This window comes from Pseudomonas ulcerans, assembly GCF_036324125.1.
Lineage (GTDB): Bacteria > Pseudomonadota > Gammaproteobacteria > Pseudomonadales > Pseudomonadaceae > Aquipseudomonas > Aquipseudomonas ulcerans.
Map to the genome: position 1 here is coordinate 1 of NZ_JAZDQN010000060.1, position 25,532 is coordinate 25,532.

General features: G+C 65.2%; 26 protein-coding genes and 1 pseudogene. 15 read left to right on the plus strand and 12 right to left on the minus strand.

Going from position 1 to position 25,532, the window contains the following annotated elements; genetic code table 11:
- Positions 1 to 321 precede the first annotated feature (321 nt).
- Entirely contained in the window at positions 322 to 1,716 is a 1,395-nt protein-coding gene (locus V0R59_RS29350; RefSeq protein ID WP_330078072.1) for an amino acid permease, read from the plus strand.
- A 60-nt stretch (positions 1,717 to 1,776) separates the two neighbouring features.
- Here the strand turns inward: V0R59_RS29350 and trxB are convergent, their stop codons facing one another.
- Complete coding sequence (trxB, locus tag V0R59_RS29355) at positions 1,777 to 2,739, minus strand: thioredoxin-disulfide reductase (protein ID WP_330078073.1); 963 nt, start codon at positions 2,737 to 2,739, stop codon at positions 1,777 to 1,779.
- A 133-nt stretch (positions 2,740 to 2,872) separates the two neighbouring features.
- Positions 2,873 to 3,472 carry a peroxiredoxin gene (locus tag V0R59_RS29360; RefSeq protein ID WP_042120946.1) on the minus strand — a complete coding sequence of 200 codons (600 nt, stop codon included), beginning with the start codon at positions 3,470 to 3,472 and terminating at the stop codon, positions 2,873 to 2,875.
- A gap of 259 nt (positions 3,473 to 3,731) precedes the next feature.
- On the opposite strand from V0R59_RS29360, the gene cysZ reads away from it, so the two are divergent.
- The gene (gene cysZ / locus V0R59_RS29365; RefSeq protein WP_330078074.1) at positions 3,732 to 4,466 is read left to right on the plus strand and encodes a sulfate transporter CysZ; all 735 of its coding nucleotides are present in this window, start codon (positions 3,732 to 3,734) and stop codon (positions 4,464 to 4,466) included.
- Here the strand turns inward: cysZ and V0R59_RS29370 are convergent, their stop codons facing one another.
- Together V0R59_RS29370 and V0R59_RS29375 are read right to left on the minus strand one after the other, a co-directional pair.
- Positions 4,467 to 5,108 carry a DUF1109 domain-containing protein gene (locus V0R59_RS29370; protein WP_330078075.1) on the minus strand — a complete coding sequence of 214 codons (642 nt, stop codon included), beginning with the start codon at positions 5,106 to 5,108 and terminating at the stop codon, positions 4,467 to 4,469.
- Positions 5,095 to 5,682: a sigma-70 family RNA polymerase sigma factor gene (locus V0R59_RS29375; protein ID WP_330078076.1), complete on the minus strand. Its 588-nt coding sequence runs from the start codon at positions 5,680 to 5,682 to the stop codon at positions 5,095 to 5,097. Before V0R59_RS29375 ends, V0R59_RS29370 begins: the two co-directional genes overlap by 14 nt.
- Before the next feature lie 176 nt (positions 5,683 to 5,858).
- Between V0R59_RS29375 and V0R59_RS29380 the strand changes: the two genes are divergently transcribed.
- Genes V0R59_RS29380 through V0R59_RS29395 form a run of 4 tightly spaced genes read left to right on the plus strand, consistent with a single transcriptional unit; the run spans position 5,859 to position 8,193 of the window.
- Entirely contained in the window at positions 5,859 to 6,146 is a 288-nt protein-coding gene (locus V0R59_RS29380) for a BufA1 family periplasmic bufferin-type metallophore (RefSeq protein WP_330078077.1), read from the plus strand.
- A gap of 15 nt (positions 6,147 to 6,161) precedes the next feature.
- Positions 6,162 to 6,989, plus strand: a complete 828-nt coding sequence (bufB, locus tag V0R59_RS29385) for an MNIO family bufferin maturase (RefSeq protein WP_330078078.1) — start codon at positions 6,162 to 6,164, stop codon at positions 6,987 to 6,989.
- Complete coding sequence (locus V0R59_RS29390) at positions 6,986 to 7,729, plus strand: DNA-binding domain-containing protein (RefSeq protein WP_330078079.1); 744 nt, start codon at positions 6,986 to 6,988, stop codon at positions 7,727 to 7,729. Before bufB ends, V0R59_RS29390 begins: the two co-directional genes overlap by 4 nt.
- 11 nt (positions 7,730 to 7,740) lie before the next feature.
- Positions 7,741 to 8,193 (plus strand): DoxX family protein, encoded by a 453-nt coding sequence (locus tag V0R59_RS29395; protein WP_330078080.1) that lies wholly within the window; start codon positions 7,741 to 7,743, stop codon positions 8,191 to 8,193.
- 49 nt (positions 8,194 to 8,242) lie between these two features.
- Here V0R59_RS29395 and V0R59_RS29400 read toward each other — a convergent pair whose 3' ends face one another.
- Complete coding sequence (locus tag V0R59_RS29400; RefSeq protein WP_330078081.1) at positions 8,243 to 9,556, minus strand: methyl-accepting chemotaxis protein; 1,314 nt, start codon at positions 9,554 to 9,556, stop codon at positions 8,243 to 8,245.
- Between the two features lie 178 nt (positions 9,557 to 9,734).
- On the opposite strand from V0R59_RS29400, the gene V0R59_RS29405 reads away from it, so the two are divergent.
- Positions 9,735 to 10,952, plus strand: coding sequence for a glycosyltransferase family 4 protein (locus V0R59_RS29405; protein WP_330078082.1), 1,218 nt, complete (start codon positions 9,735 to 9,737; stop codon positions 10,950 to 10,952).
- Here V0R59_RS29405 and V0R59_RS29410 read toward each other — a convergent pair.
- The 3 genes from V0R59_RS29410 to V0R59_RS29420 form a co-directional block, all read right to left on the minus strand.
- On the minus strand, positions 10,921 to 12,024 hold the full coding sequence (locus V0R59_RS29410) for an NADH:flavin oxidoreductase (protein WP_330078083.1): 1,104 nt from the start codon (positions 12,022 to 12,024) through the stop codon (positions 10,921 to 10,923). The genes V0R59_RS29405 and V0R59_RS29410 overlap by 32 nt on opposite strands.
- A gap of 189 nt (positions 12,025 to 12,213) precedes the next feature.
- Complete coding sequence (locus tag V0R59_RS29415) at positions 12,214 to 12,696, minus strand: glutathione peroxidase (protein WP_330078084.1); 483 nt, start codon at positions 12,694 to 12,696, stop codon at positions 12,214 to 12,216.
- Between the two features lie 156 nt (positions 12,697 to 12,852).
- On the minus strand, positions 12,853 to 13,338 hold the full coding sequence (locus V0R59_RS29420) for an FKBP-type peptidyl-prolyl cis-trans isomerase (protein WP_330078085.1): 486 nt from the start codon (positions 13,336 to 13,338) through the stop codon (positions 12,853 to 12,855).
- Here V0R59_RS29420 and V0R59_RS29425 point away from each other — a divergent pair.
- The 3 genes and pseudogenes from V0R59_RS29425 to V0R59_RS29435 all read left to right on the plus strand — a co-directional run bounded on the left by V0R59_RS29425 (position 13,307) and on the right by V0R59_RS29435 (position 16,645).
- Positions 13,307 to 13,634 (plus strand): annotated as a pseudogene (locus V0R59_RS29425) (DUF3565 domain-containing protein). The gene V0R59_RS29420 and the pseudogene V0R59_RS29425 overlap by 32 nt on opposite strands.
- 32 nt (positions 13,635 to 13,666) lie before the next feature.
- Positions 13,667 to 15,763, plus strand: a complete 2,097-nt coding sequence (gene pta, locus V0R59_RS29430; protein ID WP_330078087.1) for a phosphate acetyltransferase — start codon at positions 13,667 to 13,669, stop codon at positions 15,761 to 15,763.
- Positions 15,764 to 15,766: 3 nt separating this feature from the next.
- Positions 15,767 to 16,645, plus strand: a complete 879-nt coding sequence (locus V0R59_RS29435) for an acyltransferase (RefSeq protein WP_330078088.1) — start codon at positions 15,767 to 15,769, stop codon at positions 16,643 to 16,645.
- 97 nt (positions 16,646 to 16,742) lie between these two features.
- On the opposite strand, the gene V0R59_RS29440 is transcribed toward V0R59_RS29435, so the two are convergent.
- Both V0R59_RS29440 and V0R59_RS29445 read right to left on the minus strand, forming a co-directional pair.
- Entirely contained in the window at positions 16,743 to 17,441 is a 699-nt protein-coding gene (locus V0R59_RS29440) for an OmpA family protein (protein WP_330078089.1), read from the minus strand.
- A 95-nt stretch (positions 17,442 to 17,536) separates the two neighbouring features.
- On the minus strand, positions 17,537 to 18,181 hold the full coding sequence (locus tag V0R59_RS29445) for an MBL fold metallo-hydrolase (RefSeq protein ID WP_330078090.1): 645 nt from the start codon (positions 18,179 to 18,181) through the stop codon (positions 17,537 to 17,539).
- Positions 18,182 to 18,325: 144 nt separating this feature from the next.
- Between V0R59_RS29445 and V0R59_RS29450 the strand changes: the two genes are divergently transcribed.
- The 3 genes from V0R59_RS29450 to V0R59_RS29460 all read left to right on the plus strand — a co-directional run bounded on the left by V0R59_RS29450 (position 18,326) and on the right by V0R59_RS29460 (position 22,432).
- Complete coding sequence (locus V0R59_RS29450; RefSeq protein WP_330078091.1) at positions 18,326 to 18,853, plus strand: RNA polymerase sigma factor; 528 nt, start codon at positions 18,326 to 18,328, stop codon at positions 18,851 to 18,853.
- Positions 18,850 to 19,833, plus strand: coding sequence for a FecR family protein (locus V0R59_RS29455; RefSeq protein ID WP_330078092.1), 984 nt, complete (start codon positions 18,850 to 18,852; stop codon positions 19,831 to 19,833). The genes V0R59_RS29450 and V0R59_RS29455 overlap by 4 nt, the downstream gene beginning before the upstream one ends.
- Positions 19,834 to 19,933: 100 nt before the next feature.
- Entirely contained in the window at positions 19,934 to 22,432 is a 2,499-nt protein-coding gene (locus tag V0R59_RS29460) for a TonB-dependent siderophore receptor (protein ID WP_330078093.1), read from the plus strand.
- Positions 22,433 to 22,543: 111 nt separating this feature from the next.
- On the opposite strand, the gene V0R59_RS29465 is transcribed toward V0R59_RS29460, so the two are convergent.
- Together V0R59_RS29465 and V0R59_RS29470 are read right to left on the minus strand one after the other, a co-directional pair.
- The gene (locus V0R59_RS29465; RefSeq protein WP_330078094.1) at positions 22,544 to 23,470 is read right to left on the minus strand and encodes an AEC family transporter; all 927 of its coding nucleotides are present in this window, start codon (positions 23,468 to 23,470) and stop codon (positions 22,544 to 22,546) included.
- A gap of 88 nt (positions 23,471 to 23,558) precedes the next feature.
- Complete coding sequence (locus V0R59_RS29470; protein ID WP_330078095.1) at positions 23,559 to 24,443, minus strand: LysR substrate-binding domain-containing protein; 885 nt, start codon at positions 24,441 to 24,443, stop codon at positions 23,559 to 23,561.
- Between the two features lie 146 nt (positions 24,444 to 24,589).
- Here V0R59_RS29470 and V0R59_RS29475 point away from each other — a divergent pair, with 146 nt between their 5' ends.
- Positions 24,590 to 24,982: an NUDIX domain-containing protein gene (locus V0R59_RS29475; RefSeq protein ID WP_330078096.1), complete on the plus strand. Its 393-nt coding sequence runs from the start codon at positions 24,590 to 24,592 to the stop codon at positions 24,980 to 24,982.
- Positions 24,983 to 25,194: 212 nt separating this feature from the next.
- A complete protein-coding gene (locus tag V0R59_RS29480) occupies positions 25,195 to 25,479 on the plus strand; it encodes a DUF6555 family protein (RefSeq protein ID WP_330078097.1) in 285 nt (94 codons plus the stop codon).
- Positions 25,480 to 25,532 lie beyond the last annotated feature (53 nt).

A 25,532-nucleotide genomic window follows, 5' to 3' on the forward strand; every position in this document is an offset into this window, starting at 1 on the left:
CGACTTCTGATGCATTACTGACGCTGCATAACCCTGTGGGAGCGGGTTTACCCGCGATTGCGATGGTGGGTTCACTACCGCAATCGCGGGTGAACCCGCTCCCACAAGGTCCGCGTCGTGCCCTGGAATGTCGCAATCCGACACCCCCAAGCCGCAATCGCGTCAATCGCCCCGCCTCCCCCCGCGTTAAGGTAGCTCCGCCGGACCGCCTGAGCCGGCCCATGACTACACGCGTAGAGGCACGTTCCTTGAAGCGGCCCTGATTTCCCCCGTCGCTGCTTCGTCTCTGCCTTCAATGAACCACAACAAGAGCAGAGACTCATGTCGAGCCTGAACGACCCCGGCAGCGGCCAGCTGTCCAACGGTTTCAAACCCCGCCACGTCACCATGCTGTCCATCGCCGGCATCATCGGTGCCGGACTCTTCGTCGGCTCCGGCCACGCCATCGCTGCCGCCGGCCCCGCCGTGATCCTCGCCTACCTCGTCGCCGGCACCCTGGTGGTGCTGGTGATGCGCATGCTCGGCGAGATGGCCGTGGCCAACCCCGACACCGGCTCCTTTTCCACCTACGCGGAAAAGGCCATCGGCCCCTGGGCCGGCTTCACCATCGGCTGGCTGTACTGGTGGTTCTGGGTGCTCGTGGTGCCCATCGAGGCACTGGCCGCCGGGCACATCCTCAACCAGTGGTTTCCCCTGGTCGACAGCTGGATATTCGCCCTCGCCTCGGTGGTGCTGCTGAGCATCACCAACCTGTTCGGCGTTTCGAAGTACGGCGAGTTCGAGTTCTGGTTCGCCCTGCTCAAGGTCACCGCCATCATCCTGTTCATCGGTTTCGGCGCCGCCGCGCTCACCGGCTGGGTGCCAGAGCACGAAGGCAGCGGCCTGTTCAACCTGATGGAGCAGCACGGCGGCTTCGCGCCCAACGGCATGACCGCCGTGGTCGGCGCCTTCATCACCATCATGTTCAGCTTCATCGGCACCGAGTCGGTGACCATCGCCGCCGCCGAATCGGGCGAGCCCTCGCGCAACATCGCCAAGGCCACCCGCTCGGTGATCTGGCGCATCGGCGTGTTCTACCTGCTGTCGATCATGGTGGTGATTTCCGTGGTGCCATGGAGCGATCCGCAACTGGCCGAAGTCGGCTCCTACCAGCGCGCCCTTGAGCTGCTGCAGGTGCCCCACGCCAAGCTGATCGTCGACCTGGTGGTGCTGGTGGCGGTGACCAGTTGCATGAACTCGTCGATCTACATCGCCTCGCGCATGCTCTATTCTCTGTCCCGTCGCGGCGATGCGCCGACGGCGACCGCGCGGACCTCGGGCAATGGCGTGCCGCGCAATGCCGTGCTGGTCACGGCCTTCGTCGGCGCCTTCATCTCCGCGCTGAACCACTTCGCCCCGGCGAGCCTGTTCGACTTCCTGCTATCGAGCTCGGGAGCCATCGCCTTGCTGGTGTACCTGGCCATCGCCATTTCCCAGTTGCGCATGCGCCGCCGCCATGGCGAAGCCCTGGCCCTGAAGATGTGGCTGTTCCCCTGGCTGACCTACGGTGTGATCCTGTTCATCTCGGCAGCCCTGGCGGTGCTGCTGTTCACCCCGGACCATCGCGCCGAGGCCACCAGCACGTTGATGCTGGCAATGGGCGTGTCGCTGCTGGGAATCTTGATCTGCCGCAAACGCGACAAGGAGGCCCCGGCAGGGCTGAAACGCGCGTACTGAAGACCCGCGAGAAAAGAAAAACCGCGAAGGGCCGGCAAGGCCCTTCGCGGTTTCCGTCGGTCAGAACGAAGCGTTCGCCAGACCGTCGAGGTAACGCTCGGTGTCCAGTGCGGCCATGCAGCCGGCGCCGGCCGAGGTGATCGCCTGGCGGTAGACGTGGTCGGCCACGTCGCCGGCGGCGAACACGCCTTCGATGTTGGTGGCGGTGGCATTGCCTTCACGGCCGCCGGCCACGACCATGTAGCCGTCCTTCAGCTCCAGCTGGCCTTCGAACAGCGAGGTGTTCGGGGTGTGGCCGATGGCGATGAACACGCCGTCGACCTTGATCTCGTCGAAGCTGCCGTCGTTGTTCTTCAGGCGCGCACCGGTGACACCCATGTTGTCGCCCAGGACTTCGTCCAGGGTGGCGTTGAGCTTGAGCTCGATCTTGCCTTCGGCAACCCGGGCGTGCAGCTTGTCGATCAGGATCTTCTCGGCGCGGAAGGTATCGCGACGGTGGACCAGGGTCACCTTGCTGGCGATGTTGGCCAGGTACAGGGCTTCCTCGACCGCCGTGTTGCCACCGCCAACCACTGCGACCGGCTTGTTGCGGTAGAAGAAACCGTCGCATGTGGCGCAGGCGGACACGCCCTTGCCCATGAACGCTTCTTCCGAAGGCAGGCCCAGGTAGCGGGCGCTGGCGCCGGTGGCGATGATCAGCGCGTCGCAGGTGTAGGTGCCGCTGTCGCCCTTGAGGGTGAACGGCTTCTGCTGCAGGGCGACTTCATTGATATGGTCGAAGACGATTTCGGTCTCGAAACGCTCGGCGTGTTCCTGCATGCGTTGCATCAGCGCCGGGCCGGTCAGGCCATGGGGGTCGCCCGGCCAGTTGTCGACTTCGGTGGTGGTGGTCAGCTGGCCGCCAGCCTGCATGCCGGTGATCAGCAGCGGCTTGAGGTTGGCACGGGCGGCATAGACCGCGGCGCTGTAACCGGCAGGGCCGGAACCGAGGATGATGACGCGAGAATGACGTACTTCGGACATGACACGCTCCTGTCGGGCTGGCGCTTGCTGGCCAGCCCGGTGACACCGGGATCACCGGTGAAATTAAAAAAGAACCCGCAAAGCCTTGGGGAAGGCCTGTGGCTGCGGGTTCTGAAAACCGTGCAGCGAGGCCTTACAGGCTCTTGGCGTTTTCCGCCAGGTAATCGGCAACGCCCTGGGCGTCGGCCTTCATGCCTTTCTGGCCTGGTCGCCAGCCGGCGGGGCAGACTTCGCCATGTTGTTCGGTAAATTGCAAGGCTTCGACCAGACGGATCATTTCGTCCACTTCACGACCCAGCGGCAGATTGTTCACCACCTGGTGCTGCACCACGCCTTGCTGGTCGATCAGGAACGAAGCCCGCAGGGCCACGCCGTCATCGTGCTCGACGCCGTAGGCCCGGGTGATCTCGTGCTTGACGTCGGCAACCATGGTGAACTCGACCGCGCCGATGCCACCCTTCTCCACCGGCGTGCTGCGCCAGGCGTGGTGGGTGAACTGCGAGTCGATGGAGACGCCGACCACTTCCACACCCAGCTCGCGGAAACGCGACATGCGGTTGTTGTGGGCGATGATTTCCGACGGGCAGACGAAGGTGAAGTCCAGCGGCCAGAAGAACAGCACGACGTATTTGCCGCGCAGCGAGGACAGCTTGAAGCTGTCGACGATCGAGCCGTCGCCGAGGACTGCCGCCGCATCGAAATCAGGGGCTTGCTTGTTGACCAGAATGCTCATGGGAACTCCTTGGGAACCGGGGATTCGAAGGGGTTGAAAAAGAATGTGCGCACTTTAGCGAGGGGCCAGAGATTAAGGAAATATCCTTAAACAATCCACCTCATAGACCGGCTCTATATAGCCATTCATGGCGCCGTGCTTAGCCTATGACCTATTGTCTTGAGCATTTGTTACACCTCGTTTCCCCACCCCTGCGCCGCTTTAATCGCATCGGCAAACTCGGTAAGGTCGGCGCGTTTTCCCTCCCTCGGAGCCTTTTATGCAAGCCCCTGTTCTCTCTGGCCCGCAGTACCTGCGCGAGGGCCTGAAGCTGGTCCTCAGTCCCGGGCTGCGCTTGTTCGTGCTGTTGCCCCTGGCGATCAACCTGTTGCTGTTCGTCGGCCTGGTGTACCTGGCCGGGCATCAGTTCGCCCTCTGGGTCGACGCGCTGATGCCGACCCTGCCCAGCTGGCTGAGCTTCCTCACCTACATTCTCTGGCCGTTGTTCGTGGCGCTGGTGGCGCTGATGGTGTTCTTCACCTTCACCATGCTGGCGAACATCATCGCCGCGCCGTTCAACGGCTTTCTCTCGGAGAAGGTGGAAGTGGTGGTGCGCGGCAAGGATGATTTCCCGCCGTTCAGCTGGGGCGAACTGGTAGCGATGGTGCCGCGCACCTTTGGCCGCGAGATGCGCAAGCTCGGCTACTTCGCGCCGCGGGCGCTGGGGCTGTTCATCCTGTCGTTCATCCCGGTGGTCAACGTTGTCGCGGCGCCGCTGTGGTTGCTGTTCGGTATCTGGATGATGGCGATCCAGTACATCGACTACCCGGCGGACAACAACAAGATGAGCTGGCAGGACATGCTCGCCTGGCTGCGCCAGAAGCGCTGGCAGTCGCTGGGTTTTGGCGGCATCACCTACGTCGCGCTGCTGATTCCCTTCGTCAATATCCTGATGATGCCGGCGGCCGTCGCCGGTGCCACGCTGTTCTGGGTGCGCGAGCGCGACGGACGCTGATCACCAGCGCAACAGGCGCGGCCCCAGGGCCGCGCCTGCCAGGGTCGGCACGAGCATGCCGAGCAGATACCAGATTCCCCAGAACGGCACGCCCATTTCCGGGCAATGCAGGCAGTAAGCGAGCGTCGCGGTGGCACCCGCCAACAGACCGCCCGCTGCGCCCGCCTGGCGCAAACGGGTCGGCGCCAGGCCGCGCAAGGCCCAGAACACACCGATGAAGACGGGCAGCGAGAGCAGCGCGATATTCATCGCACAGGTGCGCCAGGTGCGCCCGAAGATCAGCTCCGCGCGGGCTTCCGGCGCGGCGCCGGCAAGACTCAGCACCGCCCCGAGCCAGACCAGCAACAGCGGCAGGCCCAGCAAGGCCCACACCGCCCCGCCCTTCACCCCCGGCCGCGACAGGCGCCAGTTCAGCCAGATCGCCAGCAACGCCAGACTGCCGGGCAAGGCCACCTTGCCCCAGAACAGCGGCGTGCGCGCCACTTCGGCGATATCGGGACGCACACCGTAGAACACCATGGTCAGCAGCAAGGCCGCGAGCCCACCACCAAGCAAGGCGATGCCCATGCGCCGCAGCAACACGTGGCGGTCCACCGGCCCTTCGCCGCTGGCCAGCAGGTCGATCAGTTCATCGGTCTTCATCGTTACCCTTACCTCGAATCAAGCCCGCCAGCGCCTTAAGCCCGCGGTGAATACCAACCTTGACCGCCGAGCTGGACAGCCCGGTGAGCTGCGCCGTTTCCTCCACCGACAGGCCCTCGACCTTGACGTGGACGATGGGCAGCCGCTGCTTGTCGGGCAACTGCTGGAGCAGCTTGCCCAGGTCGCGACTGGCCGATGCCGACTCCTCGTCGCCCTCGCCGAACAGCTCGGCGTCGTCGTCCAACGGATCGTGCAACGCATCACGGCGAGCATGCCCGCGGAAATGGTCGGCCAGCTTGTAGCGGGCGATAGCCTGTACCCAGGCCGTCAGCGGCTGCTCGGCATGGTACGTGTGGCGGGCATTGTGCACCGCCAGCAGCACCTCCTGCAGCAGATCCTCCGCCTCCTCCGGGCGCTGCGCCAGACGACGACGTAGGAAACCACGCAAGTGAATCGCCAGCGCGGCGAGAAACTCGCGGTACGCCGGCGCATCGCCCTGCATGCCGCGCAAGAGCAAGGCGCGCATCTGCGCCTCGCGCTCGCTGAGTGCATCCTGTGGATTAGTTCGTAGCATCAGCCGCCCGGGTTACACCCATGAGTAGATTTCGTTTGCGGCATTACCTTAGGAGGCCGCCGAAAAAACCTCAAAAAAAATTTCCTCGCCCTGTAACCGTTCACCACGCGTCGACGAACTACTCCACGAGCCACCGGTAGATCACCGTGGCCTTCCTACTTCGTGGAGACCGCATCATGAAAAGCCTCACCCTCGCCACCGCTGCCCTGGCACTCGCCGCCCTCGCTGGCAACGTCATGGCCGACGACATGAAAACCCCGGCCGCCCAGGGCACCGCCATGGAGAAATGCTACGGCGTCTCCCTGGCCGGCAAGAACGATTGCAAGGCTGGTGCCGGCACCACCTGCGCCGGCACGGCGAAGAAGGACTACCAGGGCAACGCCTGGAAGAACGTACCCGCCGGTACCTGCACCTCGATCAAGACACCCAACGGCATGGGCTCGCTGACCCCGCTGAAGTCCTGATCCGGAGCGCCGGCCATGAACAGGCATGACCGATTGGGCGCCGGACTCGGGCTGAAGGCGGAACACTACGCCGAAGCCTGGGACTGCAACGCCGAGGGCCTGTGGTTCGAGGTCCACCCGGAGAACTACATGGTCGGCGGCCCACGGCGTGCCTGGCTGCAGCGGATCGGCGAACGCCATCCGCTGTCGCTGCACGGCGTCTCGCTATCGCTCGCGGCGGACACCGTTCCGGACCGTGAGCACCTGCGCCGCCTGCGTGAGCTGGTGGACCTGCTCGAACCGGCACTGGTCTCCGAGCACCTGGCCTGGTCGGCCTGGCGCGGCAGCTATCACCCCGACCTGCTGCCGTTCCCCCGCTCCGACGAGGCGCTGTTGCGTATCGCGGACAACATCCAGCGCACCCAGGACGCCCTGGGCCGGCCTATCGCGGTGGAAAATCCCAGCCACTACCTGCGCCTGGACGGACACGCCTGGGACGAGATCGACTTCCTCGTCGAACTCACCCGGCGTACCGGCTGCGCGCTGTTGCTGGACGTCAACAACGTGCATGTCAGCGCCCACAACCTGGGCTACGACGCTGGCGAATGGTTGCAGCGGGTGCCCGCCGCACCGATCGCCGAAATTCATCTGGCGGGCTTCAGCCCCGACGAAGCCGGCGAGCTGCTGATCGACTCCCATGCCGCGACCATCGCCGAGCCAGTGTGGGAGCTGTACCGGCAGTTGATCCAGCGCATCGGCCCGCGGCCCACGCTGATCGAGCGCGACGATGCCATTCCGGCCTTCGCCGAACTGCTGGCCGAACGCGATATCGCCCAGCATATCCTCGCGGAGTACCCGTCATGAAACTCGCTCAATTCCAGGACGCTTTCGTCGAAGCGCTGTACCAGCGCCCTGCCCCGGCACTTGCCGATCTGAGCGCGCAACCGGCGTTCACCGTGTACCGCAACACCGTGCTCAAGGGCTGCGTGGATGCCCTGTGCGCCAACTTTCCCGCGCTGGAACGGCTGGTCGGCAGCCCCTGGCTGCGGGCCGCCGCCAGCGACTATGCACTGCGCTCGCCACCCACCGACGCACGGCTGGTCCAGTACGGCGCAGCCTTCCCGGCGTTTCTCGACGAACTGGAAAACCTCGGCGAGTGGCCATGGCTGGCGGATGTCGCCCGGCTGGATCACGACTGGCTGACGGCTTTCTGCGCACCAGACGAGACGGCCCTGACCTTGGCCGCGTTGGCGGGCAATACCGCCAGCGACCTGGCCAATCGCTGCCTGCAGCCACGTCGTGGGGCGCGCTGGCGCTGGTGCGAGCCCCATCCGGTGTACAGCCTCTGGCAGCACGGCCGCGACGAGCTGGAGTGGAACGACGACATCCCCTGGCAAGGCGAAGGTTCGCTGTTGGTCGGCAGCCCTGCGGGCGTCAGTCATCAGCCGCTGGAGAAAGGCGGTTGTGCGTTTCTCGAAGCCTGCGCAAGCGGTCACAGCCTCGACCACGCCTCGACCCTGGCCCTGCAAGTGCAGGCCGACCTCGATTTCACCGACCTGCTGGGCCGCCTGCTGCGCGCCGGGGTCTTTCTCAGCCTCGAATGAAGGAGCCTGTCATGGATATCGCCCGTTCGCCGTCACGTTCGCTGTACAACCAACTGGTCGACGCCGCGCAGCGGCTGCTGAGTGAATCCCTCCTGTGCCTGGTGGCGCGTTTCGGGATCGCAGCCGTGTTCTTCATGTCCGGGCGGACCAAGGTCGAAGGATTCCTGACCCTCACGCCGAGCACCTTCGAGCTGTTTCGCACCGAGTATGTGTTGCCGTTGATTGCGCCACACATCGCGGCCTACCTGGCGACCTATGCCGAGCATCTGTTTCCGCTGTTGCTGGTGCTGGGGCTGTTCACCCGTGGGGCGGCGCTGGCGCTGCTGGGGATGACCCTGGTGATCGAGATCTTCGTGTATCCGGATGCGTGGCCGACGCATCTGTCGTGGGCGGGGTTGCTGTTGCTGCTGGTGGCGCGGGGTAGTGGGGTATGGTCGCTGGATCGGCTGGCAGGCATTCGTTGAAGCGGGGTTGTTCCGGCTGACGCCACCGCGGGCGTCAGCCGGCGCTCTCTTACTTCAACTGGTTGGAAAACTGCCCGACCGCGTTTACCACCTTCTGCGCCCCGTCCTGGATCTCGGTGATCACCGTGCCGGTCTGCCCGGCCAGCGCCAGCCCTTGCTCGGCCTGACGCTTGCTGCTGTCGATGATGTCCACCGCGGCCTTGGCCAGTTGCTCGTTCTGCTGCACCACGCGAGCGATTTCCTCGGTGGCGGTGCTGGTGCGCGAGGCCAGCTGGCGCACTTCATCGGCGACCACGGCGAAACCACGGCCCTGCTCACCGGCACGAGCGGCCTCGATGGCGGCGTTGAGTGCCAGCAGGTTGGTCTGCCCGGCGATGTCGCTGATGGTCTTGATGATCGAGCCGATCACCTGGGACTGCTTGTCCAGCGCCTGGATGCCTTCGGCCGCATCCTGCATGTAGGTTTCCAGGCCTCGCATCACGTCCACGGTCTGGGTCACCACCTCGGTGGCGCGACGGGCACTGGTGTCGGTGGCCAGGGAGTTGCTGTAGGCGATGTCGGCGGCCTGGGCGACGGCGTTCTCCTGGTTCACCTGCTCGGTGATCACGGTGGCGAACTTGACCACCTTGTAGAGCACGTCGTGGGCGTCGATGATCGGGTTGTACGAGGCTTCCAGCCACACCGTGCGGCCGTGGGCGTCGATGCGCTTGAAGCGTTCGGCGATGAATTCGCCACGGCGCAGCTTTTCCCAGAACGCCTGGTAGGTCGCGGAGTTGTACTCCTCCGGCTCGCAGAACATGCGGTGGTGTTTGCCGCGGACCTGTTCGAGGGTGTAGCCCATGGTGCGCAGGAAGCGGTCGTTGGCACTGAGCACTTCACCATTGAGGTTGAACTCGATCACCGCAGTGGAACGCATCAGCGCGTTGATCAGGCTTTCGTTCTCGCGGGAGGTCTCGATGGTGCGGGTCAGGTCGCTGGAGTGCATCGTGAAGTACTTGATGCGCCCGTTGCCGTCCTTGACCGGCTGCAGGATGGAGCGCAGCCAGGCTTCCTCGCCATTGCCACGGAGCAGGCGGAAGGCGCCGTTGAGGTGCTCGCCACGGGTGATGGCCTGCTTCATGCGCTGGTAGAACTCCAGCGGCTTCACATGGCCAGGGACGATCTCTTCGATGTGCCGGCCATGCAATTGCGAACTGCTGTAGAGCATTTCCTTTTCGAAATTGATGTTCGCCGATTCGATGCGTCCGCTTGGGTCCAGCTGCAGCACGAGCATTTCGCTGTCGAGGCTGTCCTTGACCTGCTCCAGGCTCAGCAGTTTTTCACGTAGCTCGTCGTTTTCTTTTTTCAGTTTGCTGTTGAACATCACCGCTCTCCTGGAGCGCTATCGTCATCGGGAATGCATCTGCATCGGCTGGCCGGTGGGCATTCTTGAGCTATAAAACGTGAATATTTGTGAGCTCCCGAATGCCAAGGATCGGGCGTCATGGATATGTCACATGAGCGTCATCCGAGCGCAAACAGGTCGCCGGAAACTGGCCATCATGACGACACTCCCGCTGCACATCACGCTCATCAGTGAAACCTTCCCACCGGAAATCAACGGCGTGGCCAATACCCTTGGCCGCCTCAGCGAAGGCCTGCGCCAGCGCGGCCACCGGGTGGAACTGGTGCGCCCGCGGCAGAGTGACGACCCGCCCGGACAGACCGACACCGACCAGTTGCTCTGCCGCGGTTGGCCGCTGCCCGGCTACCCGGGCCTGCAGTGGGGCCAGGTGTCGATGCACAAGCTGCTGCGGCGCTGGCGACGCGATCGCCCGGACGTGCTCTACATCGCCACCGAAGGCCCGCTCGGCCTCAGTGCCCTGCGCGCCGCGCGACGCCTGGGGATCGCCGTGGTCAGCGGTTTCCACACCAATTTCCAGCAGTATTCCAACCAGTACGGCCTCGGCCTGCTGGCGCGGGCGCTGACCAACTACCTGCGCTGGTTCCACCACCGCACCCACAGCACGCTGGTGCCCAGCCCGAGCCAACGCCTGTCCCTCGAGCGCCGTGGTTTCGAGCGCCTGGCCCTGCTCTCCCGCGGTGTTGATGGCAACCTGTTCAGCCCGGCACGGCGCAATCCGGCGCTGCGCGAACAGTGGGGCCTGGGCAACGACGACATCGCCCTGCTGTATGTCGGGCGCCTGGCCGCGGAGAAGAACCTGGGCATGCTCTGCCGCACTCAGGACGAGCTACAACGCCGCTACCCGAAGCGGCGCATCCGCCTGGTGATCGTCGGTGACGGTCCGCAATGGGCGGCACTCCAGGCGCAACTGCCGGACGCCATTTTCTGCGGCCCGCAGCGCGGCGAGCAACTGGCCGAGCACTACGCCTGCGGCGATATCTTCCTGTTTCCGAGCCTGACCGAGACCTTCGGCAACGTGGTGCTGGAGGCCCTGGCCTCGGGCCTGGGCGTGGTCGCCTATGACGAAGCCGCGGCGGCCCAGCATATCCGCCACGGCCACAACGGCGCGCTGGCCATGCCCGGCGATGCCACGGCGTTCATCGATGCCGCCTGCTGGCTGCTGGAAGACGACGAGACCCTGCGCCGGGTCCGTCTCAATGCCCGCCAGCATGCCAGCCGCCAGGGCTGGCCGGCGATCGTCGAGCAGTTCGAGGCGCACCTGCGCAACGCCTGCGAACCGCTGCGCACTGGCCAGACGTCGCATGGCGAGCCCGGCCTGCTGGTCAAACCAGGCTCGTCAGCGCCTCACGGCTGAACGGCAGGATTTCTTCCTCGCGTCCATCGCGCACCTTGGCCGCCCATTGCGGATCGACCAGCAGCGCGCGCCCCACGGCCACCAGGTCGAACTCCTCGGCGTTCAGGCGTTGCAGGAGGTTTTCCAGGCTGGCCGGCTGCGCCACCTTGTCGGTGTCCACCATGAACTGCAGGAACTCGCCGTCCAGGCCGACGCTACCCACGGTGATGGTCGGCTTGCCGGTCAGCTGGCGGGTCCAGCCGGCGAGGTTGAGCGGCGAGCCTTCGAATTCCGGCTCCCAGAAGCGCCGGGTCGAGCAGTGGAAGATATCCACGCCAGCGTCGGAAAGCGGCTTGAGGAAGTCGGCCAGGGCTTGCGGGGTGGTGACCAGGCGCGCGGTGTAGTCCTGCTGCTTCCATTGCGAGAAGCGGAAGATGATCGGGAAGTCCGGGCCGACCGCCGCGCGCACGGCCTGGATCAGCTCGATGGCGAAGCGCGAGCGGCCAGCCAGGTCGCCGCCGTATTCGTCGTCGCGGCGGTTGCTCGCTTCCCAGAAGAACTGGTCGATCAGGTAGCCGTGGGCACCGTGGATCTCCACGCCGTCCATGCCGATGGCCTGGGCATCCTTCGCGGCCTGGGCGAAGGCGGCGATGACGTCGTGGATGTCCTCGCGGGTCATGCCGTGGACCACCACTTGGCCGTCCTTGAGTTTCTCGCTCGGGCCGTAGCCGGGGACGCTGGCGTCCGGCTCGGTGCCGAGGCGGCGTACCGCGCCAACGTGCCAGAGCTGCGGAACGATGCGCCCGCCTTCGCCGTGCACCGCGTCGACCACTTTCTTCCAGCCGGCCAGGGCGTCTTCACCATGGAAGCGCGGCACGTTCGGGTAGCCGTTGGCCGCCTGGTGGCCGACCGTGGTGCCCTCGGTGATGATCAGGCCGACACCGGCGGCGGCGCGGCGGCGGTAGTACTCGACCACCTTGGCATGAGGCACGCCGCCGGGGCAGAAGGTACGGGTCATCGGCGCCATGACCACGCGGGTCGGCAGCTCCAGGGCGCCCAGTTGGAAAGGGGTGAACAGTGCGTTGACGGACATATGGCGCTCCTCGGGATGAAAGGCGCCTGAGCATAGGATGGGGGGTGTGGCGGGACGAGTACTATTGATCTGGGTGATTTGACTCTATCGACTGGCTAGCCGCCGACCTTGTGGGAGCGGGTTTACCCGCGATTGCGGTGGTGAATTCACTATCGCATCGCGGGTGAACCCGCTCCCACCTCGACCGTGTCAGCCCAGGGCCTTCTCGATCGCCTGCACCACCGTCGGATCATCCGGCGCGGTCCGCGGCGAGAAACGCGCCAGCACACGCCCGTCCTTGCCGACGAGGAATTTCTCGAAGTTCCAGGTGATGTCCCCGGGAAACTCCGCGCCCTCGCCCGCCAGCAGGCGATACAGCGGATGCCGGTGGGCACCGTTGACCTCCAGCTTGCCCCCCAGCGGGAAGCTCACGCCATAGTTGAGGCTGCAGAACTCGGCGATCTCCGCCTCGCTGCCCGGCTCCTGCCCGGCGAACTGGTTGCACGGCAGGCCCAGCACGCTGAAGCCCTTGCCCTTGAATTGCTGGTAGAGATTTTCCAGCGCCGCGTACTGCGGCGTCAGGCCACACTTGGAGGCGACATTGACCACCAGCACCACCTGGCCCTTGAACGGCGCCAACGGCAGGTCCTTGCCGTCCAGCGCTTGCAACTTCAGGTCGTGAAATGCACTCATGACGTACTCCCCTCTCCAACGGATCCCCGGTCATCCCGGCGGCCGGACAGAAACGCGGCCCACTAAAAAGGCGCCTGGCCTGCCGCATGCACCCTTGCGGGTGGCACGACGGAAGGACAAGGCGCCTTCGCGACTCTCTGAGCTTAGCGCAGAAAATCAGTGGTGATGGCCGCCTTCGCCATGGACGTGGCCATGGGCGATTTCTTCTTCGCTGGCGTCACGGATGTTGACGACCTTGACCTTGAAGTTCAGGCGCTGGCCAGCCAGCGGGTGGTTGCCGTCGACGGTGACGTCGTCGCCGTCCAGGTCGCGGATGGTGACGATCTGCATCTGGCCGTCCGGCGCCGAAGCGTGGAACTGCATGCCGACTTCCAGTTGGTCGACGCCTTCGAACATGCTGCGGTTCAGGGTGCTGACCAGCTCGGCCAGGTATTCGCCGTAGGCGTCTTCCGGCTCGATGGTGACGTTCAGTTCTTCACCGGCGCCCTTGCCTTCCAGAGCCTTTTCCAGACCCGGGATGATGTTGCCGGCACCGTGCAGGTAGACCAGCGGAGCACCGCCAGCGGAGCTGTCGATGACCTCGCCGGCGTCGTTGGTCAGGGTATAGTCGATGGAGACAGCCTTGTTGGCGGCGATCAGCATGGGGGCAAGACCTTTTGCATAAGAAGTATGAAGGGCCAAGTGTAACCAACGCATCGCCCGAAAGCGAACGCAAGCCAGACAAACGGGTCAGCCATATCGAGGGTTTTCACCAGGACGAGGACGGCCACTGGGTGGTCGACCTGTCCTGCGGCCACACCCAGCACCTGCGCCACCAGCCGCCCTGGCAATCACGAGCCTGGGTGCTCGACGCCGGGGAGCGCCAACGCCGCATCGGCGAGGCTTTTGCCTGTGGCTGGTGCGCGCAGGGGCACGATAGCGATACCCTTGGCAACTGATTCTTTTGCACCGCTCATTTCGAGAAGCTCGCATGCAGACTTTTTTCATCGCGCCGACCGACTTCGGTGTCGGCCTGACCTCCATCAGCCTGGGCCTGGTCCGCACCCTGGAACGGGCCGGCCTGAAGGTCGGTTTCTTCAAGCCGATCGCCCAGCCGCACCCCGGTGACACCGGGCCGGAACGCTCCACCGAGCTGGTCTCGCGTACCCACGGCCTGAAGCCGCCGAAGCCGCTGAGCCTGGGCCATGTCGAACGCATGCTCGGCGAAGGCCAGCTGGATGAACTGCTGGAAGAAATCATCACCCTGTACCAGCAAGCCTGCGTCGACAAGGACGTGCTGGTAGTCGAAGGCATGGTCCCGACCCGGCACGCCAGCTACGCCGCACGGGTCAACCAGCACCTGGCGAAGAGCCTCGACGCCGAGGTGATCCTGGTCTCGGCCCCGGAGAACGACGTGCTCGCCGAGCTCTCCGGCCGCGTCGAGTTGCAGGCGCAACTGTTCGGCGGCCCGAAGGACCCGAAGGTGCTCGGGGTGATCCTCAACAAGGTGCGCAGCGACGACGGCATGGCCGCGTTCGCCCAGCGCCTGCGCGACCATTCGCCGCTGCTGCGCAGTGGCGACTTCCGCCTGCTCGGCTGCATTCCGTTCCAGGCCGGGCTCAACGACCCGCGCACCCGCGACGTCGCCGACCTGCTCGGCGCCCAGGTGCTCAACGCCGGTGACTACGAGACCCGGCGCATGAACAAGATCATCCTCTGCGCCCGCACCGTGGCCAACACGGTGCCGCTGCTCAAGCCAGGCACGCTGGTGGTGACCCCGGGCGACCGCGACGACATCATCCTCGCCGTCAGCCTGGCGGCGATCAACGGCGTGCCCCTGGCCGGGCTGCTGCTGACCAGCGACAGCAAGCCCGACCCGCGCATCCTCGAACTGTGCCAGGGCGCCCTGCTCGCCGGCCTGCCAATCCTCTCGGTGAGCACCGGCTCGTATGACACCGCCAACCAGCTCAACCAGCTGAACAAGGAAATCCCGGTGGACGACCGCGAGCGCGCGGAGATCATCACCGACTTCGTCGCCAGCCACCTCGACGCCGACTGGCTCAACCAGCGCTGCGGCACCCCGCGGGAAATGCGCCTGTCGCCAGCGGTGTTCCGCTACCGCTTGATCCAGCAGGCGCAGGCGGCGAACAAGCGCATCGTCCTGCCGGAAGGCGCCGAGCCGATGACCGTGCAAGCCGCCGCCATCTGCCAGGAACGCGGCATCGCCCGCTGCGTGCTCCTGGCCCGCCCGGACGACGTCCAGGCTGTGGCCCGGGCCCAGGGCATCAGCCTGCCGGAGGGCCTGGAGATCCTCGATCCGGACCTGATCCGCGAGCGCTATGTCGAGCCCATGGTCAGCCTGCGCAAGAGCAAGAGCCTGAACGCACCGATGGCCGAGCAACAGCTGGAAGACCCGGTGGTGATCGGCACCATGATGCTGGCCCTGGACGAGGTCGACGGCCTGGTCTCGGGCCTGGTCCACTCCACCGCCAACACCATCCGCCCGGCCCTGCAACTGATCAAGACCGCACCGGGCTGCAGCCTGGTGTCCTCGGTGTTCTTCATGCTGTTCCCGGAGGAAGTGCTGGTCTACGGCGACTGCGTGATGAACCCGCACCCGAGCGCCGCCGAACTGGCGGAAATCGCCCTGCAGAGCGCCGACTCGGCGCAGGCCTTCGGCATCGCGCCGCGGGTGGCGATGCTCAGCTACTCCAGTGGCGACTCGGCCAGCGGCGAGGAAGTGGAAAAAGTCCGTGAAGCCACCCTGCTGGCCCAGGAAACCCAACGCAGCCTGCTGATCGACGGCCCGTTGCAGTACGACACCGCCGCCAACCAGGACATCGCCCGGCAACTGGCGCCGGACAGCCAGGTGGCCGGTCGCGCCACGGTGTTCGTCTTCCCCGACCTCAACACCGGCAATACCACGCACAAGGCGGTGCAGCGCAGCGCCGACTGCGTCAGCCTCGGGCCGATGCTGCAAGGCCTGCGCAAGCCGGTGAACGACCTGCCGCGCGGGGCCCAGGTGGACGACATCGTCTACACCATCGCCCTGACCGCGATCCAGGCCAGCCGCGCGGCGGAATACTGAACCATGGCCGAGAACCTGCGCGGCGCCCTCGCCGCCTTGCTGCTGGGGCTCAACACCGTGCTGTGCTGCACGCCCCTGTTCATCGTCAGCCTGGTCAAGCTGTGCCTGCCGTTCGCGGCGGCGCAGCGGGTCACCGACGAACTGATGCGGCATATCCACGAAGCCTGGATCAGCAACAACAAGGGCTGGATGAAACTGCTCGGGCGCACCCGCTGGCAGGTGTCCGGGCTTGAGGGTTTCGACTACCAGCACAGCTACCTGATCACCAGCAACCACCAGAGCTGGGTCGATATCCTGGTGCTGCAGTACGTGCTGAACCGACGCATCCGTCCGCTGAAGTTCTTCCTCAAGCAGGCGCTGATCTGGGTCCCGGTGATCGGCCTGGCCTGGTGGGCGCTGGGCTTTCCGTTCATGAAGCGCTACAGCAAGGCCTACCTGGACAAGCACCCGGAAAAGCGCGGCAAGGACCTGGAAACCACCCGCCGCACCTGCGCCAGGTTCCGTGGCAAGCCGACGGCGATCTTCAACTTCGCCGAGGGCACGCGCTTCACGCTGGCCAAGCATCGCCAGCAGAACTCGCCATTCCGCCACCTGCTCAAGCCCAAGGCCGGCGGGATCGCCTTCGTGCTGGATGCGATGGGGGAGCAACTGGAGTCGATCATCGACGTGACCATCCACTATCCCGAGGGCGCGCCAGGGTTCTGGGACCTGCTGTGCGGGCGGGTGCGGCGGATCGTCGTGGAGTTCGAAGAACTGAGGATCCCGCAGGAGTTTCTAGGCAGGAGTTACGATCAGGACGAAGCGTACCGGCAGGCGTTCCAGCAGTGGATCAACCAGTTATGGGAACGCAAGGATGAGCGGCTGAAACAACTGAGGGGCTGATCGCTGCGACTTGTGGGAGCGGGTTTACCCGCGATGACGTCAGTGAATTCACTACCGTAATCGCGGGTGAACCCGCTCCCACAATTTCCGCGAAAGATTACTGCTGGTAGTTCTGGCCCGGAATCGGCTTCAGATTCACCTCTACCCGACGGTTCTGCGCCCGCCCGTTGGCATCGGCGTTGCTGGCGATCGGCTGGTCAGGGCCCATGCCGCGCACGCTCACCCGCGAAGCATCGACACCTTGCGAGGTCAGGTAGGTGCTCACCGCCTGCGCGCGACGCTGCGACAGGTCCATGTTGTGCTGGCGGCTGCCAGTGCTGTCGGTGAAACCGACCACTTCGATGGTGTTCTGGTTGAACTGCTTGAACGAGCCCGCCAGGTTGTTCAGCGGCGCGTAGAAGCTCGGGGAAATGTTCGCCGAGTCGGTGGCGAAGGTGATGTTGCCCGGCATGATCAGCTTGATCTGGTCGCCTTCACGCTGCACTTCCACGCCGGTGTTGGCCATCTGGGCGCGCAGCTCGGCTTCCTGCTTGTCGGCGTAGTAGCCGTAGCCCGCAGCGGCGGCACCGACGGCCGCGGCGCCGATCAGCGCGCCCTTGCCACGGTTGTTGTGATCGATGGCGGCACCGGCGATGGCGCCGGCCAATGCGCCCAGGCCACCGTACTTGGCGGTCTTGCTCATCCCTGAGGAGCCCTGTGCCTGACCACCCTGGTTGTCATAGGGGTTCTGACTGGCACAACCGGACATCAGGGCGGCGGCGGTAGCGACGATAATCAAACGACGCATGGTGAACATGGATAGCTCCTGCGGTAATTCGTATAGATGGCGAACTGCTTTTAGTTCGCCACCAGCCTTGGATCGCGGCGACGCGGAAAAATTCCCTGCGACGTTCACGCCCGTACGAACGGGTTCTCGCGCATTTCCTCGCCCAACCGGGTGTCGGGACCATGCCCGGCCACCACGGTCGCCTCCTCGTCGAGGCTGTACAGCCGCTGCTTGATCGAACGAACGATAGTCGCCTGGTCGCCACCCCACAAATCGGTACGGCCCACGCCGCGGCGGAACAGGGTATCGCCGGCGATCAGCAGCTTGGCATCGGCGAACCAGAAGCTCATCGAACCCGGCGTGTGTCCTGGCGTGTGCAGGGCCACGCCGCAGCCACAAGCCAGTTCCTCGTCGTCCTGCAGCCAGCGGTCCGGCGACGGCACCGGCACGTAGGGCACGCCGAACATGCGGCACTGCATCTCCAGGTTGTCCCAGAGGAACTGGTCGTCCTTGTGCAGGTGCAGGGTGGCGCCGGTCTTTTCCTTCAACTGCCCGGAGGCGAGGAAGTGATCGAGATGGGCATGGGTATGGATGATGCTGACCACCTTCAGGCCATGGGCATCGAGCTTCTGCATGATCAGGTCCGGGTTACCGCCCGGGTCGACGACAATGGCCTTTTTCGTTACCGGATCGCCGATGATCGTGCAATTGCACTGGAGCGGGCCGACGGGGAAGGTTTCGCGGATAAGCGTGGTGGGGGCGGGATTCATGGCAGCGTCCTCTCAGGCGAATCGCCCATTCTAGCCATTCCCGCAGCAACGCCCGAGCGTCTTCGCCAACGCATAAAAATCTCAATTGCGAAATATTCTTATCCACTGCTACCATGCGCGCGCTTTGCTCGGGGGAGACGCGCGATGGAGCCGGGAGTCGGCAAACAAGAGCTGGACGCTTTATTCGTCGACCAACGGCCGGTGCTGGTGCGCATGCTGGCCAAGGTCGTGGGCTGCGCCAATCTCGCCGAGGACCTGGCCCAGGAGGCCTATCTGCGCGTGGCGCAGGCCGCGCAGGGCCGGCATATCGAGCACCTGCGCGCGTTTCTCTACCAGACCGCCCAGCACCTGGCCTTCGACCATCTGCGCAGCCAGCGCAGCAAGCGCCGCTTCGAATGCGAGCCGGACGACAGTGCCCGGATCGCCGCGGTCCCGGCGCCGCAACCCGGTCCGGAATCCCATGTCCAGGGCCAGCAGCAGCTGCGCCAGTTGCAAGCCGTGCTGCGCCGTCTGCCCGAACGCCAGCAGCGTATACTCCTGCTCCACCGCTTGCATGGCCTGTCACAGAGCGCCATTGCCGAGCGCCTGAATATTTCGCTCAGTACCGTAGAAAAGGATTTGCGCATTGCCCTGGCTGCATGCCTCAAAGGCACCGAGTGGGGGTCGCGATGACTGAACACGACACCTGTGAAGAACAGGCCCTGGTCTGGTTCACCCGCAGCCTCGACGCACCGCTCCCCGCTGACCAGCAACAGGCCTTCCTCGACTGGCTCGACGCCAGCCCGGCGAACGCCGAGGCCTACGCGCGAGTGGAAAACCTCTGGCAGGCCGACAGCTTCGAAAGCGCCCTGCGCGACCTCGAAACCGATCTGAAGGTCACGGCTGACCCATCCCCCGTGGGAGCGAGCTCGCTCGCGAAGGCCCGCCCTGCGGACCCACGTTCCAGAACCCGCCGCTGGACACCATGGGCCACCGCCGCCGCCATCCTCCTCACCCTGGGCACCTGGCTCGGCGACCTGCCCTTGCGCCTGCAGGCCGACTACCTCACCGCCACCGGCGAGCAGCGACGCATCACCCTGTCGGACGGCTCGAAGATCGTCCTGGGCAGCGACAGCGCCATCAGCGCCCACATCGACGACGACCAGCGCTCGCTGCAGCTGCTGCGCGGCGATATCTACCTCGAAGCCGCCCACGATCCCCTGCGCCCGCTGCGGATCAAGGCCGACGAGGCCCTGGTGGAAGTGGTCGGCACGCGCTTCAGCGTCAGCCTGCGCGAGGACGACGTCGGCGTTGCCGTCGACGAGGGCAAGGTGCGCCTGAGCAACAGCTTCGGCGCCTACAGCCTGCTGGGCGCCGGTGCCTGGCAGCACCTGCGCGCCGACCGCCTCGACGAACTGCACCTGCAAGGCAGCGCCGATCAGCACGGCTGGACCGAAGGCCGCCTGATCTTCCAGGACCGCCCCCTCGCCGACGTGCTCAAGGAGCTGGGCCGCCAGCGCCATGCGCCGATCCTGCTGTTCGGCGATACCGCCGCGCTGCGGGTCAGCGGCAACTACAAGCTCGACGATCCCGAGGCCGTGGTCGCCGCCCTCGCCCGCCTCGCCGGCGCGGAATTGATCCGGCTACCCGGCGGCCTGCTGATCGTCCACTGACCCGCGAACAGGCGCACCGCGAAAAACTTTTACGGGTTCCTCGCCCTCAACCCGTCAAGGCGATTCGCGGTTGCAAATCATTCCTGTTCATGAGGGTTCCATGCAGCACTTCAATGTCAAAACCATCTTTGCCTACAGCGCCCTGGCGCTGGCCGTCTGCCTGGGCAGCGGCCAGGTCCTGGCGGCTTCGGACACCGCCGGCGTCGCCAGCGAGCAAGGCACGCGACAGCGCTTCGACATCCCCGCGCAATCGCTGGCAGGTGCCGTGAACCAGTTCAGCCGCCAGACCGGCTGGGAAGTCGGCTACACCGCCGACCTGGCCAGGGACGTCCGCTCGCCGGGCGTGCGCGGCGACCTCACCCCCGTCGAAGCGATCGTGCAGTTGCTGGTGGGCACCGGCCTGGGTTTTGACTTCAGTGGCCGCAACGCCATCCTCCTCAACCGCCTGCCGGCCGACGGCTCCGTGCAACTGTCCGCCACCAGCGTCACCGGCCTTGGCGAGCTGGGCAGCTACACCGAGAACTCCGGTTCATACACCACCGGCGCCATCACCGCCGGCGGCAAGATGCCCCACAGCCTCAAGGACACTCCGCAATCAGTGACGGTGATCACCCGCCAGCGCATGGAAGACCAGGCCATGACCAACCTGGCCCAGGCTCTGGACCAGACCCCGGGGATCACCTTGGTCGGCGGCAACGACGCCAACACCAAGGTGCTGTCCCGCGGCTTCGCCCTGACCAATATCCAGGTCGACGGCGGCGCCCCGGCCATGCGCGAACAGACCTACGACACCCTCGCCGACACCACCGCCTACGACCATATCGAGGTACTGCGCGGCTCCGACGGCCTGTACGGCGGTACCGGCGAACCCGGCGGCGCGATCAACCTGGTGCGCAAGCGCGCGCTGGCCGAGCCGCAGCTGAAATTCAGCACCTCCGCCGGTAGCTGGGACAACTATCGGACAGAAGTCGACGTCACCGGCCCGCTGGCCTTCGACGGCGCCCTGCGCGGCCGCCTGGCCGCCTCGGTGGAGGACAAGCGCTACTTCTACGGCGGCGCCGACAGCGACAAGCACGTGCTCTACGGCACCCTGGAAGCCGACCTCAGCCCGGAGACCACGGTCAGCGTCGGCGCCATCCACGAATGGCGCGACATGGACGGTTACTGGGAAAACGGCCTGCCACGCTACAGCACCGGCGCCCCCTTGGGCCTGTCGCGCAGCGACAAGCTGAGCGCCGACTGGTCGACCAACAACTACGAGCGTAACGAAGCCTTCTTCAAGGTCGACCACCGCTTCAACGACGAATGGAAAGTGAACGGCAGCTTCACCCGCATTCGCTACAGCTCCGAGCAGGACATGGGCGAAGTCAGCAACCCGATCAACCCCGACACCAACAGTGGCGCCACCTTCCAGCGCGTGGTGCGCAACTTCGACAACGACCAGGACCTGTTCGATGCCAACCTGCAGGGCACCTTCGAAGCCTTCGGGCGTCGTCACGAACTGGTCACGGGGGTCGACTACACCGATATCCAGCGCAGCTACGCCGACCATAGCGAATGGACCTCGCGGGTTCCGGTGGACGTGTTCACCACCGATGTCGGTTCACTGCCCAAACCGGCCAGGCCGGCGCTGTACTACGAGTATCCGGACTGGAACATCCGCAAGCATGGCGCCTACGTCACCACCCGCCTGAGCCTGGCCGATCCGCTTACCGCCGTGCTCGGCGCCCGCTACTCCGACTACAACAGCACCTTGCATGCGATCGTCCCGTCCTTCGGCACCGACGGCAAGGACGGCGGCAAGGACAGCGGCATCGTCACCCCGTACGGCGGCCTGATCTACGCCCTCAGCCCGCAGTGGTCGGTCTATACCAGCTACGCGCAGATCTACAAGCCGCAGATCGAGACCCTCGGTGCCGACCTTGCCCCGCTCGATGCGATCGAAGGCGACACCTACGAGTTCGGCACCAAGGGCGAACTGCTCGATGGCCGCCTGAACCTGTCCGCCGCGCTGTACTACACCAAGCAGGAAAACAACGCGATCTACGTGTACTCCCAGGACACCACCTCCAATGCCTGCTGCTACGTCGCGGGGGGCGAAAACATCAGCAAGGGCGTGGACCTGGAGATCACCGGCGAACTGACCCCGGGCTGGCAACTGAGCGCCGGCTACACCTTCAACATCAACGAACAGCGCAAGACCGGCGACGACGAAGCGGCAGGCACGCCGATCAGCACCCAGACGCCGAAGCACCTGTTCAAGTTCTTCACCAGTTACCAGCTGCCGGGCCAGTTCAACGACTGGAAGATCGGCGGCGGCGCCATCATCCAGAGCAGCAACTACGTGACCGGCAACGTCCAGCGCCGCCTGGAAGATGGATCGCTAAGCCCGAGCACCAACAGCTTCCAGTACACCCAGGCCGGCTATGCGGTGTGGAACGCGCTGGTGGAATACCGCATCGATGAACACTGGACCGCCGCGCTCAACGGCAACAACCTGTTCGACAAGGAGTACTACCAGACGGTGGCGAGCAGTGCTTATGGCAACTGGTACGGTGCGCCGCGCAACTACATGCTGACCTTGCGCGGCAGTTTCTGAGAGTTCTGTAGCGCTCGTGCGGGCATCATCGCGGGTAAACCCGCTCCCACAAGGTCTGCATTGATCCCTGTAGGAGCGGGTTCACCCGCGATAGGGCCCGCAAGAACAACCTCAAATCCATGGCAGAAGACTGCTCACCGCCAACGGCAACGCCACCGCCGCCAGCAACGTCTGCCCGGCGATGATCCCCGCCATCAGCGGCGCATCGCCGCCCAGTTGCCGGGCCATGATGTAGGACGACGAGGCGGTGGGCAGGGCCTGGAACAGCAGCGCGGCAATCGCCGCCTCGCCGCTGAGGCCGAACAGATGACAGGCCGCCAGGGTCACCAGCGGCATGACCATGAACTTGGCCACCGACGACTGTCCCACCGGCCGCAGCCAACTGCGCGCCGCCTTCAGGTCCAGCGCCGCACCGACGCAGAGCAAGCCCAAGGGCAACGACGCCTGGCCCAGGGCCTTCAGCAACGGCTCGACCGCCGCCGGCAAACCCAACCCCGTGACATGCAGCAGGATCCCGCCGGCGCAGGCCATCAACAGCGGATTCAGGGCCATCTGCCTGGCCACGTCCTTCCAGCTCATGCGCCCCGCCGAACCATAGCGGGCGAACACCAGCACGCAGAGGATATTCACCGTCGGCACGATGGCCGCATTGGCCACCGCCGCCAGGGCGATGCCCTGGGTTCCGAACAGGCCCGCCGCCGCCGACACACCCACGTAGTTGTTGAAACGCACGCCCCCTTGGAACACCGAGGTGAACGCCGCGTCATTCACCGCGAAGCAGCGCCGCAGCAGCACCATCAGCAAGGCCACCAGCACCGTCGACGACACCAGCGCCAGGGCCATGCCCAGCACCGGCACGCCATCCAGTTTCGCAGTCGCCAGGCCATGGACAAACAGCGCCGGCAGCAGCACGTAGTAGCCCAGGCGCTCGGCCTGGGGCCAGAACGCATCGGCAATGAACTGGCTGTGCCGCAACCAGGCGCCGAGGGTGATCAGCAAGGCGATGGGCAACAGGGCGAGCAGCAGGGCAAGGGTCATGACGCGGTCCGGGCTATCGGTAGTGGCCCCACGATAAAGACCCGGACGCTTGATTAAAAACGATGAATTATTGAGCCACCCTCAAGTTTTACTCATTGGTCAGTGCCGCCTGGCGCTGCACCGCGTGGGCCAGGGCCGCAGCCAGGCGCCCGCGTGGCCGGTCCTCGCGCTCGATCAGCACCACCCGCCGGGTGCGCTGTGGCTCGCCGAAGGGCATCCACGCCAAGGCATTGAGCCGTTGCAGGTTGTCCGCGGAGGACGGCACCACCGAGACGCCCAGACCGCTGGCGACCATCTGCACGATGGCCTCCTGGCTATCCAGCTCCATGGTGGTCCTGACCCGCAGGCGCATGCGCCGCAGCTCGCGCTCGATGGTGCGACCGGCCCAGGCGCGACGGTCGAAGCGGATGAAGGGTTGTTCCTGCAACAGGCGGCGTGATTCGACACCGGCAAGGTGCTGCGGGGCGATCACCCAGAAACCTTCCTCGTACAGCACGGTGCTGACCAGCCCGTAGGGGTGTGGCTTGACCGGCTCGGTGGTGACCGCCGCATCCAGCTCGCCGGCCTCGACCCGGGTTGCCAGCTCCGCCGACATGCCGGAGGCGACGTTGACCCGCAGGTGCGGGTGCTCGGTATTCAGCGCCGCCAGGGCCTTGGGCAATATCCCTGAAAGCGCCGTATGAATGGCGCCCACCCGCAACCGTCCGCGCAACTCGCCATCCTCGCCCAGTTCGGCGGCGATGCTGTCGTACAGCGCCAGGATCTCCCTTGCCCGCTCCAGTGCCAGGTGCCCGGCCTCGGTCAGCACCGGCAGGCGCCGCGAGCGATCGAACAGCGGCGCGTTGAATTCCTCTTCGAGACCGCGGATATGCAGGCTCACCGCCGACTGGGTGAGGTGCACCGCCTCGGCGGCACGGGCGAAGGAGCCGTGCTGGGCGATGGCGACCAACGTTCGCAGGGCGCGGAGTGACATGAGCGATAGTCCACAGGAAAGGATGAATGGTCTGGCCGGCTGCCACGCTGGCACGCCAGATGCTTGGGAACTGAACTACGTTTATTGAACCTGACCGGAATTAACAAGTCTTCGGCAAAGGAACACCGCGCTACAGGACTCAGCCCATGTCAGGAAAAAGCCGCAGATACAAAGCCAGAGCCACGATCATCTGCCTGCGCAGCGGCAAGATACTGTTGGTGCGCAAGAAGGGCGGCAAATGGAACTTCCCCGGAGGCACCGTCGAAGACGGCGAGCAGCCGGTTCAGGCCGCCGCCCGCGAGCTCGAAGAAGAAACCCGGCTGCGCTGCCTCGGCCTGTTGCAATTGTGTTCCGTCGAAGTCGGCAACACCGTGCATCACGTGTTCACCACCCAGTTCGATGACTATGCCGAAGCGATCGCGGCCAACGAAATTGCCGCCTGCAAATGGGTGCGTCGCGAGCAACTCGACAGCACCGCCCTCACCCCCTCTGCACTGGCCTTGATGCTGCGCCGCCTGCCGGCCCTGTGCGCCAGCTGAACCGGTCGTTTTGCACGGCCCGCAGCGGCCGGTCATGCAAAATGCGGCAACATCGGGCAACTCCGTCCCAACGTTTGCTGGCCCAAACCCTGCTCCCCGAATGGGCACGGCATTCGCAACGTTCCCGTCACAATCCGATGCCTCGGCGCATCACGGCTGATCAAATCAAAACCGCCTTGCTCGCAGGGCGGCAAGGGAACGGAGGGATTCCAATGGCGGGACCACAACTTTACGTAATCGACTACGAGCTTCAGGGTCAGCCGCGCAGTTTCATCATTCGCCTGGAAAACATGGACAACACCGAGGCCTGGCACTGGGCCAGCTGCGATGCCGGGGTGGGCGTGATCCCACGCTTCGGCCAGCAGAAGATCAAGAAGGTCAGCCGGCCGATGGCCGAGCGCTACGGCATCACCAATGTGCGCTGGCGGGTCTCGGGCAAAGGCCCGGAGTTCAAGCCGATGCCAGTGGACATGGGCAAGTTTGCCGGGTCTGATTGATCCTGGTTGTCGTCACGGGCCTCATCGCTGGCAAGCCAGCTCCCACAGGTTTT

Excerpts from the sequence above, each read along its gene's own strand:
- V0R59_RS29350 (WP_330078072.1), top strand. The coding sequence starts at position 322 with ATGTCGAGCCTGAACGACCCCGGCAGCGGCCAGCTGTCCAACGGTTTC.
- trxB (WP_330078073.1), bottom strand. The coding sequence starts at position 2,739 with ATGTCCGAAGTACGTCATTCTCGCGTCATCATCCTCGGTTCCGGCCCT.
- V0R59_RS29360 (WP_042120946.1), bottom strand. The coding sequence starts at position 3,472 with ATGAGCATTCTGGTCAACAAGCAAGCCCCTGATTTCGATGCGGCGGCA.
- cysZ (WP_330078074.1), top strand. The coding sequence starts at position 3,732 with ATGCAAGCCCCTGTTCTCTCTGGCCCGCAGTACCTGCGCGAGGGCCTG.
- V0R59_RS29370 (WP_330078075.1), bottom strand. The coding sequence starts at position 5,108 with ATGAAGACCGATGAACTGATCGACCTGCTGGCCAGCGGCGAAGGGCCG.
- V0R59_RS29375 (WP_330078076.1), bottom strand. The coding sequence starts at position 5,682 with ATGCTACGAACTAATCCACAGGATGCACTCAGCGAGCGCGAGGCGCAG.
- V0R59_RS29380 (WP_330078077.1), top strand. The coding sequence starts at position 5,859 with ATGAAAAGCCTCACCCTCGCCACCGCTGCCCTGGCACTCGCCGCCCTC.
- bufB (WP_330078078.1), top strand. The coding sequence starts at position 6,162 with ATGAACAGGCATGACCGATTGGGCGCCGGACTCGGGCTGAAGGCGGAA.
- V0R59_RS29390 (WP_330078079.1), top strand. The coding sequence starts at position 6,986 with ATGAAACTCGCTCAATTCCAGGACGCTTTCGTCGAAGCGCTGTACCAG.
- V0R59_RS29395 (WP_330078080.1), top strand. The coding sequence starts at position 7,741 with ATGGATATCGCCCGTTCGCCGTCACGTTCGCTGTACAACCAACTGGTC.
- V0R59_RS29400 (WP_330078081.1), bottom strand. The coding sequence starts at position 9,556 with ATGTTCAACAGCAAACTGAAAAAAGAAAACGACGAGCTACGTGAAAAA.
- V0R59_RS29405 (WP_330078082.1), top strand. The coding sequence starts at position 9,735 with ATGACGACACTCCCGCTGCACATCACGCTCATCAGTGAAACCTTCCCA.
- V0R59_RS29410 (WP_330078083.1), bottom strand. The coding sequence starts at position 12,024 with ATGTCCGTCAACGCACTGTTCACCCCTTTCCAACTGGGCGCCCTGGAG.
- V0R59_RS29415 (WP_330078084.1), bottom strand. The coding sequence starts at position 12,696 with ATGAGTGCATTTCACGACCTGAAGTTGCAAGCGCTGGACGGCAAGGAC.
- V0R59_RS29420 (WP_330078085.1), bottom strand. The coding sequence starts at position 13,338 with ATGCTGATCGCCGCCAACAAGGCTGTCTCCATCGACTATACCCTGACC.
- pta (WP_330078087.1), top strand. The coding sequence starts at position 13,667 with ATGCAGACTTTTTTCATCGCGCCGACCGACTTCGGTGTCGGCCTGACC.
- V0R59_RS29435 (WP_330078088.1), top strand. The coding sequence starts at position 15,767 with ATGGCCGAGAACCTGCGCGGCGCCCTCGCCGCCTTGCTGCTGGGGCTC.
- V0R59_RS29440 (WP_330078089.1), bottom strand. The coding sequence starts at position 17,441 with ATGTTCACCATGCGTCGTTTGATTATCGTCGCTACCGCCGCCGCCCTG.
- V0R59_RS29445 (WP_330078090.1), bottom strand. The coding sequence starts at position 18,181 with ATGAATCCCGCCCCCACCACGCTTATCCGCGAAACCTTCCCCGTCGGC.
- V0R59_RS29450 (WP_330078091.1), top strand. The coding sequence starts at position 18,326 with ATGGAGCCGGGAGTCGGCAAACAAGAGCTGGACGCTTTATTCGTCGAC.
- V0R59_RS29455 (WP_330078092.1), top strand. The coding sequence starts at position 18,850 with ATGACTGAACACGACACCTGTGAAGAACAGGCCCTGGTCTGGTTCACC.
- V0R59_RS29460 (WP_330078093.1), top strand. The coding sequence starts at position 19,934 with ATGCAGCACTTCAATGTCAAAACCATCTTTGCCTACAGCGCCCTGGCG.
- V0R59_RS29465 (WP_330078094.1), bottom strand. The coding sequence starts at position 23,470 with ATGACCCTTGCCCTGCTGCTCGCCCTGTTGCCCATCGCCTTGCTGATC.
- V0R59_RS29470 (WP_330078095.1), bottom strand. The coding sequence starts at position 24,443 with ATGTCACTCCGCGCCCTGCGAACGTTGGTCGCCATCGCCCAGCACGGC.
- V0R59_RS29475 (WP_330078096.1), top strand. The coding sequence starts at position 24,590 with ATGTCAGGAAAAAGCCGCAGATACAAAGCCAGAGCCACGATCATCTGC.
- V0R59_RS29480 (WP_330078097.1), top strand. The coding sequence starts at position 25,195 with ATGGCGGGACCACAACTTTACGTAATCGACTACGAGCTTCAGGGTCAG.